The organism is Sporomusa sp. (assembly GCF_035561255.1).
Taxonomy (GTDB): Bacteria; Bacillota; Negativicutes; order Sporomusales; family Sporomusaceae; genus Sporomusa.
In genome coordinates this window covers 1-8,062 of the sequence record NZ_DATMXX010000137.1, presented here as the reverse complement: position 1 = coordinate 8,062, position 8,062 = coordinate 1, and the positions used below count along the sequence as shown (strand labels likewise).

Annotated in this window: 6 protein-coding genes; all 6 read right to left on the bottom strand. The window is 49.3% G+C overall.

From position 1 onward, the window contains the following. Nucleotides 1-468: VanZ family protein (locus VN379_RS07760; RefSeq protein ID WP_325532521.1), on the bottom strand; the 468-nt coding region annotated here is incomplete at its 3' end. A gap of 30 nt (nucleotides 469-498) precedes the next feature. Continuing rightward, nucleotides 499-909, bottom strand: a complete 411-nt coding sequence (locus VN379_RS07755; RefSeq protein WP_325532519.1) for a hypothetical protein — start codon at nucleotides 907-909, stop codon at nucleotides 499-501. 85 nt (nucleotides 910-994) lie between these two features. Further along, nucleotides 995-2,287, bottom strand: coding sequence for a SpoVR family protein (locus VN379_RS07750; protein ID WP_325532517.1), 1,293 nt, complete (start codon nucleotides 2,285-2,287; stop codon nucleotides 995-997). Then, on the bottom strand, nucleotides 2,280-3,467 hold the full coding sequence (gene yhbH / locus VN379_RS07745) for a sporulation protein YhbH (protein WP_325532515.1): 1,188 nt from the start codon (nucleotides 3,465-3,467) through the stop codon (nucleotides 2,280-2,282). The genes VN379_RS07750 and yhbH overlap by 8 nt, the downstream gene beginning before the upstream one ends. A 42-nt stretch (nucleotides 3,468-3,509) precedes the next feature. Then, nucleotides 3,510-5,438, bottom strand: coding sequence for a PrkA family serine protein kinase (locus VN379_RS07740; protein ID WP_325532512.1), 1,929 nt, complete (start codon nucleotides 5,436-5,438; stop codon nucleotides 3,510-3,512). 259 nt (nucleotides 5,439-5,697) lie between these two features. After that, entirely contained in the window at nucleotides 5,698-7,476 is a 1,779-nt protein-coding gene (locus VN379_RS07735; RefSeq protein WP_414714974.1) for a BamA/OMP85 family outer membrane protein, read from the bottom strand. Nucleotides 7,477-8,062: the final 586 nt, after the last annotated feature.

Here is an 8,062-nt window from a genome sequence, read left to right as displayed (position 1 = left end):
CTGTATAATATGTTCTTTAATCATCTGTTTTGCCCGCCTGCTGGCGAAAAACAGAATAAACCCAACAGCGGCAACAACGTCTAATACCACATCACCCAAGCGACTGCTGCGCCCCAGCGTAAAGCCCTGGTGAATTTCATCAATTAGGGCAAACAGGGTTACTACCATTACCGCTTTTGGCACCGACCGGTTCATCGCCCAATAAAGCATACTTCCCAGCAACCCGAAGAAAAATATATGTCCAAGCTTATGCAGAATATAATCAGGATGTGGGCTAATACTGTAGGAAAAAAAACCGGTAGTACCCCATTTGATGGAGTGCTTCGCAATCCACACACGAACTTCCGGGGGCAGACTCTTCCCGAAGAATACCAAATCAGGGGTATTGGACAATACCGTGATTATTACCATTAGCAGAATAACCAGGGACCAATACCATATTTTCATTGCAGCGTTGTTACCCATCATTCAGCTCCCTAGAGTTGCAGTTTCATCCTGTTACATTGCCCGTTTCAGCCCCTGAATCTCAGCTTCCTGCCGGGTAGTACGAATGGCCAACACGTCCAGGACATCCGAATGATGGGATTGTACCACTTCTATTTTATCAGACTTTTCGCCAACTACATTGACCATACTAACGATATCAGCAAATCCCTTTTCCATCTTACCTTCAAGTGTTACTATATCTTGTTGCAGAACAGCTACAACCTGCTTAAGTCCGGTAACATCCTCCTTAAGCCCAGTAACGTCCTGCTTGAGCCCACTTACATCCTCCTTAAGCCCGGTAACGTCCTGCTTAAGTCCGGTGACATCCTGACGCAATTCCTCCGTAACGGCATTATTATGGCCGACCATGGTAATAAGCTGGGCCATCATTTGTTCAATACGGTCAAAACGCTCTTCACTCATGCTTGTCCTCCTTACAATACCCACTTAAGGTTTTGCGTATTTTCCTCTTAAGTATAACATATTGAAGGACAACAAGAGCATAAATTTAGATAATGAGCACCTCTTTTAAATGGTTGCAGCACAGCAGCTTCTCTTTTCCGTTCAGTTTTGTCCGGATCTTAACCCCGTCACCCCATAAGCCGGCAACATGTTTGATCGTCTCTTTGGCGTAACCAAGCTCAAGCTCCCGGCCGTCATAGTCATGCTCCAGAATCAACTCACCCTTTTCGACAGCCACCGGCGTAATGGCCGGGATTCCGCCCATCCCGACCGAGTTGGCCAGTTGATCGCGGATAACCTTCCAGCCGGGCTCGTCAGCCACCTCGGCCACAACTACGTGATCGCCCTCAACAGCATAAGCAAACAGGTTCATCTCCCGGCACAGCTCCTCATTCAGGTACTGTCGCAGGAACGACTGATCCCGCTCTCCGGCCCGGATCTCCATAATCTTAGCCCGCCCCAGCGACCGGTCAAGGTATTCAAACAGCTTGAACCCGACAAAGTAGGGATTGAGCTGCTGCTGATGCGGCCTGACAACCAGGTTGTGCCGCTGCAGGAACTCCAGATACAAGCCCTGCGGCAGTTCAAGTTGCTGCAGAATCCGGTAATGCCAATAGCTGGCCCAGCCCTCATTCATGATTTTGGTCTCGATCTGGGGCACAAAATACAGGCTTTCCTCATGGACGATGTTAACCAGGTCCTGCTCCCAGTCCTGCAGTCTCCCCTTTGCAGCCAGAAAAGCCAGCAAATCATTCTGTAACCGGCGGGGCACAGCCTCGGCACTTTCCTGATCAAGCTCCTTACGGGAATGAGCCTTGTCCAGCCCGGTGCGGCTTACCTGGAACTTCAGGGCATGGGCCGCATCCAGGATGCGCTCTACCCGTTCCGGCCCGATGCCCGGGTCCTGCACATAGTTGCGCACCCTGTCGGCATGGGCCTTGAAGGTCTCGAGCGTCAGCGCGGCCCTGGTATCACGCCTGAACAGGCGGTTATTCTTAAAGAAGTCGTTATGCCCGTAGACATGGGCCATCGTAAGAATCTGCAGCAGCAGGGTGTTGTCCCGCATCAGGTAGGCCAGGCAGGGATCAGAGTTGATGACCATTTCATATGGCAGCCCGCTCAGGCTGTATTGATAAAAGGTTTTTTGCCGCTCGTACGCTTTGCCGAAACTCCAGTGCGGGTAGTGGGACGGCATCCCGACATAGGCCTCATAACACAACATATCCTCAGAGCTGCAAATCTCAAAATGCTGTTGATAACAATCCAGCCCCAGCTCCCCGACCAGCCTTTCAATCTGTTCATTCCACTTGGCCAGCTCAGTCAGCGTATAGTCACTCATCGTCCTCCCTCCCTGCAGTGTCTTTCTCCAGAATCTGCTTAAACACCGGCCATACATCATCCTTATCCGCCATTCTCGCAGTGATAAAGTTATCGGCCTGAATATTGTCGTCAAATTCCCGCTTAACGGTACTGACCCAGTGTTTAACCCCCACCTCGACATAGCCAAACAGATTGCCTGTGGCGCATAGCTGCCGGGCCAATTCCACGGCCTTGGGGTTATCCTCATTCCAGTTGTCACCGTCAGAGCAATGGAAGGCATAGATATTCCATAAACCCGGATTATAGCGCTGCTCAATAATCTCCAGCGCTTTGGCATAGCCGCTGCTGATATAGGTGCCGCCAGACTCGCCCCGGTGGAAGAACTCGTCCTCATTTACCTCTTTGGCCTCAGTGGTATGGGCAATAAAAGTCACTTCCACCTGCTCATACTTATAGCGGACAAACTGGTACAACAGGAAGAAAAAACTGCGGGCCAGGTATTTGCGGGTCTGGTCCATCGAACCTGAGGTATCCATGATGCAGATGACCACCGCATTGGAATGCCGGTCAAGATCGGGTTTTACCCGGAAATACCGCAGATCATCCTCGCGAAAGGGAACCCGTCCGGCCCGGCTGTCCCCGTCACCTGCCGGCACGTCCCCGCCACACAGGGCGGTCTGCTGCCGTTTAAGCTTCTCAATCACTGAGCGTTTTTTTGCCAGGCGCGGCGGGATACCTTTACGCTGAAAACCTGACCGCTTATAGTTACGCTCTGTTTCCACCTGGGAGAATTTCTTGCGTTCCAGGTCAGGCAGGTTCAAATCCTCAAACAGGTACTGCACCAGTTCATCCAGCGTGATCTCCGTTTCATAGATATCCTCGCCAGGCTCACTGCCGGCCTGTCCGTTGCCTGGTCCCCGGCCCTGCTGGCCGGTTTTGCCGATGACCTGGCCCCGCTGCTCGCCGCCGCTGCCGGAAGCAGTGCCGCCATTGTTATTGCCGTACACAAACCGGTATTCCTTGATGCCCTTAATGGGGATCTTGATTTTTTTGTCCCTGCTCTGACCAATGATGCTCTCCTCGGCGACAATGCCGCCCACATTTTTCTTGATAGCATCCTCAACCAACTGACGGTGCCGCTTGCGGTCCCACTGGGAACGGTCGGTTCCGCCTGCACCTGCGTCTTTGAAAATCGCCACAGCTATCCCCGCCTTCCGCTTTTTTTCACCAAAAACCGGCTCTTAGTCCCGCCAGAGGTTGTTGGCCGCATATTTTAAGATGACATTGCAGCAATGATCACAATAGCCGCTCCGGTTCATCTCCGCCACCATCGCATCATACTTACCGTCCTGCTCCTTGTCCCGTACCCTGGCTTTGGTCACAACCCGTGACAGCTCCTTAACCGATGCTGTCAGCTTTTTCTCAATGGCCTCCTTAAGCGGCTCATAGCTCCGGTAGTTGATGGTGCCATTGTTGCGCAGCAGGGAGAACATATAGGAGGTTACATCCTGCCGGAACCCCAGCGCGGCGGTACCGGTAATACCAATCTGCTCCTCAATCGACTGCAGGAAGGCAACATCAGGCTCCAGCTCCTCGCCGGTATTCTGGTCTTTGATCTTGGCCGAATTGACAAAGGCCTCCGAGTGATCAAGATAGTTGTTGAACAGGCTTTCAGCCTGCTCCTGGTAGCCATGGATAAACGCCCGGGTCACCTCTTTTTCCAATAGCCTGTTGTATTCTTTTTTAATCGTATCCTGTAACAAGCCCAGATAGCGTTTTTTCTCATCCTCAGCAATAACCATTTCCTTGACCGCCCTGACTAGGGTATCCAGCACCGCAATCGGATTGATGCAATTATGCTCCGATTCGGACAGGGCTGTATCAATGGCCTTCATAATAAAGCGGGTCGAAATGCCGCTCATTCCTTCACGGTGCGCCTCTTCCCGGAGCTCTGTAATGTCGACCTTCTTGGTCGAGCCCTTCTCGACAATCTCCTCACCATTGTAAATCCGGAGTTTAGTCAGGGGTTCCACCTTGGTTGTCGGTGTCAGGCGGGACATAATGGCAAACATCGAAGCCACCTCAATGGTGTGGGGGGCAATATGGGCATCGAACGCACTGTTCTTAAGCATCTTGCGGTAAATCTTGACCTCCTCGTCCAGCTCCAGGCAATAGGGTACTTCCACCTTGACAATCCGGTCCAGAATGGCCTCATTGGTATGGTCGGACTTAAACTTGTTCCATTCAGCCTCATTGGAGTGGGCCAGGATAATTCCATCAAAATAGATCATGGATCCCTTGCCGGGAGACGGGATCGATTTCTCCTGGGTTGCAGTAATCATCGTGTGCAGGTACTCAACATCATTCTTAAATACCTCAATAAATTCCACAATGCCCCGGTTGCCGACATTAAAGGCGCCGTTCAGGGCTAACACCCGCGGGTCATCCTCGGCATACATGTCCATTTTGGAGATGTCAACAGAACCGGACAAGACTGAGGTATCCTGATTATTGGGGTCGACCGGCGGCACAACACCCACGCCTTTACGGGAACGGACCGAGAACTCGGACACCGCTACCGGCATCCGTTCAAACTCACCGTGATATTCATTCTTTAGCCGGTAACGGCAAACCGGGCACAAATCGCCCTCAATCTTAACCCCCAGTACCTTCTCAAACTGGGACCGCAGATGCTTGGGGATCAGGTGCAGCGGCTCTTCCCGCATCGGGCAGTCTTTAATAACATAAACCGGCGGGCTCATCTCCAGTGCTTTTTTCAGCGCCTCCATCAGCGAGGACTTGCCGGCGCCCACCGGGCCCACCAGATACAACACCTGGCGCGCTTCCTCACCCTTCATCGCTGCCGAATGGAAATACCGCATAATCTTCATAATACTTTTATCAATGCCGAAAAAGTCATTCTCAAAAAACTTGTACCGGCGCAGTGTTTCATTGCCATAAATCCGCTTCAGGCGGGAATTCTCCTCGGTTTTTACAATCTCCACGCCAGGTGTGGCCAGCAGCTCCTGCATACGTTGATGGGCCAGCATGGCTACTTTGGGGTTTTCCTTTACAATTGCAAGATAATCAAGCAACGTCCCGGAAAAATGCTGATGCGTCCTGCTCTCACGATCTTTATGAATCAGACTGGCAAAATCAAAATTACCCATACTCGGCCTCCTCAATGTATTTTACTATCTAACCGTGGTGATACAGGGCAATGACCGGCACCACCATTTTCAATCCATATGCATTTTCGTAGTCAAATCCACTCACTCTGTACACCACACCACCTATCCTCGCGGACATTTGTCCTTATTTGTTATCAGTATATCAAAATTATGTAAACTTGTCTAAAGGATGTTTGTGGCAAAAAAATACCGCGCAACACTGAACACATCAATGTTACACGGCATTATTCAGCCCTGGCTAGAACGTACCGCCAAAACTAAAGTGAACCTTACCACCTTCGCTGCCATAGCCATAATCAATCCGTACAGGCCCAACCGGCGTATCCACCCGGAGTCCGGTACCCACACTATAATGCAAATCACTTAGGTTATAACCGCCGTTCCAGGCATTACCGGCATCGCTGAAAAAGACTCCCTGGATTTTTTTAGCAATAGGGTAGCGATATTCAACTGTCGCCATAAACATTTTTTTGCCTTTAAATTCATCGTCTTCATAACCACGCAGGGTATCAATACCACCTACAGTAAACTGGCTGGCATCAGGCACATCTCCGGTCGCCGAGCCGGCGGCAACACGCAGGCCTAGTGTCTGCTTACTCCCGACTTTGAAATATTTGCGTCCCTCAAAATTGTATTTATTGAAATCAAACTCGCCGCCAAGCCCCCGGCCCGCAAACTCACCGGAAAGCGAGATGCGCTCGCCTTCGGTTGGCTCAAACACATTGTCCCGCGTATCGTACACCCTGGCCAACGTAGCACTATGTATTTCGCCAAAATTATTCCGGACATAAGCCGAGTTATAGGCCTCATTGTAGTATTCGGTGTCACTGCTGTCTGCCAAATAGTTCACAGGCCCGGACACATACTCCAGGTAACTATCCTTCCGCTTAGTCAGGGTAAGATAATTTCTGATATATTCCCCCTGAGGCCGGCCTAAGGTGACATTAATGCCACGGGACCGCCGGTAATAGGTTGAGCGCAGGGTTGTATTGTCACCGTCCAGTCCATAATCACTGTATTCACCCACGGTGTTGAAAACACTCACGCTTAATGAGGTTTTTTTGTCGTCAATATAGGGATTGGTAAAATTTAATTGCCAGCTTGTCCCGAGCGTATCATCAAAACTATGCTGAAAACTTACATTCAGATTATTGCCGCTCCCCCTAAAATTGGTATCGCCAAGGCCGACGGTCGCTGCTAAGCCATAGGTCCCGCTATAGCCGCCGCCAACGGAAAACGTGCCTGTTTTTTTCTCCACAACATCAATTTCAACTTCAACACCATTGGGCTCCTTACCAGGATTCAGCTTGACATTAACATCCTCAAAAAAGCCCAGATTGTAGATCTTCTGCATGCTGCGCTTAGCTGTTTTGGCATTAAAAGGTTCCTGCGGTTTTAGGTTTACCTCGCGGATAATGACAGCGGTTTTCGTCTTGACATTACCCTTAACGGAAATAGCCTCCACCAAGCCTTCATTGATTGAAACTGTAATAATCCCCTCCTGGTTCATCGCCATATTAGTTACCTTTGCGAGTAGATAACCCTGATCGTGATAGTATTGTCCAATCGCTTGCGACTTTTCGGCCAGCGTTTTACGGTCTACCGTACTGCCCTTGACAGATGCAACTAACTCCTGCAGCTTCGCGCTGGAAATTATGCTGTTACCGACAAAAACCACATCTTTTACCGGCATTTTTTCAGTGACAGCATACACTACCCTGATCCCTTCAGGCACTTCGATAAAGTTGGCTTGTACATCATAAAACTCATTTAGTTCATAAATTGCCTGCATATCCTCTTGAAGGGCTGCATCACTTAAGATATCTCCTGCCTTTAGTTTGAGCACTGAAACAATCCGGTCTGCCGCCACCGTATTATTGCCGGTAATGCTGATACCGGCAATCTTCTTACCCGTAAAGTCAGCAGCATAAGCCCACGGAACAGCAGCAGCAACCCAACTTGTCACCATAAAACCGACTGCGATGATTAAGGTTTTAATACGTTTTGGGACTTTCATCATGATCATCCTATTCTTTTAAATAATTACCGTTCTTTTCCATCCTGATTGTAAAGCACAATTGTTACCGATTTGTTACAGTTCCAATAACATTGTGTGTAAAAAAAAGAGGCTGTCTCAAAATAGGTTTTTAAAACCTATCTGAGGCAGCTCTTTTTCTATATAGCAACCGAAATATGATCTTATACGTGATCTAGTGAATGAAAGGGAGCAAAACAGGCAGGCCCCCTCCACCTGGATGGAGCGGTTTATTCGCAGCAATATTACTTCGGACTGGTAATATTGAGTTGAGATCGGACTTTGCGAGAGTAGGCTTTGTATAGTGTCGAGTAGTCCAGTTGATCCATTATTTCATTTAGCAACCTGACTGAATCATTTTTCGGATCAGTATTTCAACATTGAGTGGCAAAACCAGTTGATAGGAAGTTGTTTTTGTTGTAGGATTTATGTGTGTATGATTTTTCATAGCAGTTTAATTTTACACCAAGAGGCAGGTTCTTTGGAACCTGCCTCTTGTATTTCCACACAAAAAAGCTGCCTCAATTTCTTATTGAGACAGCCCCTTAAATAAAAACCAGTTATATTG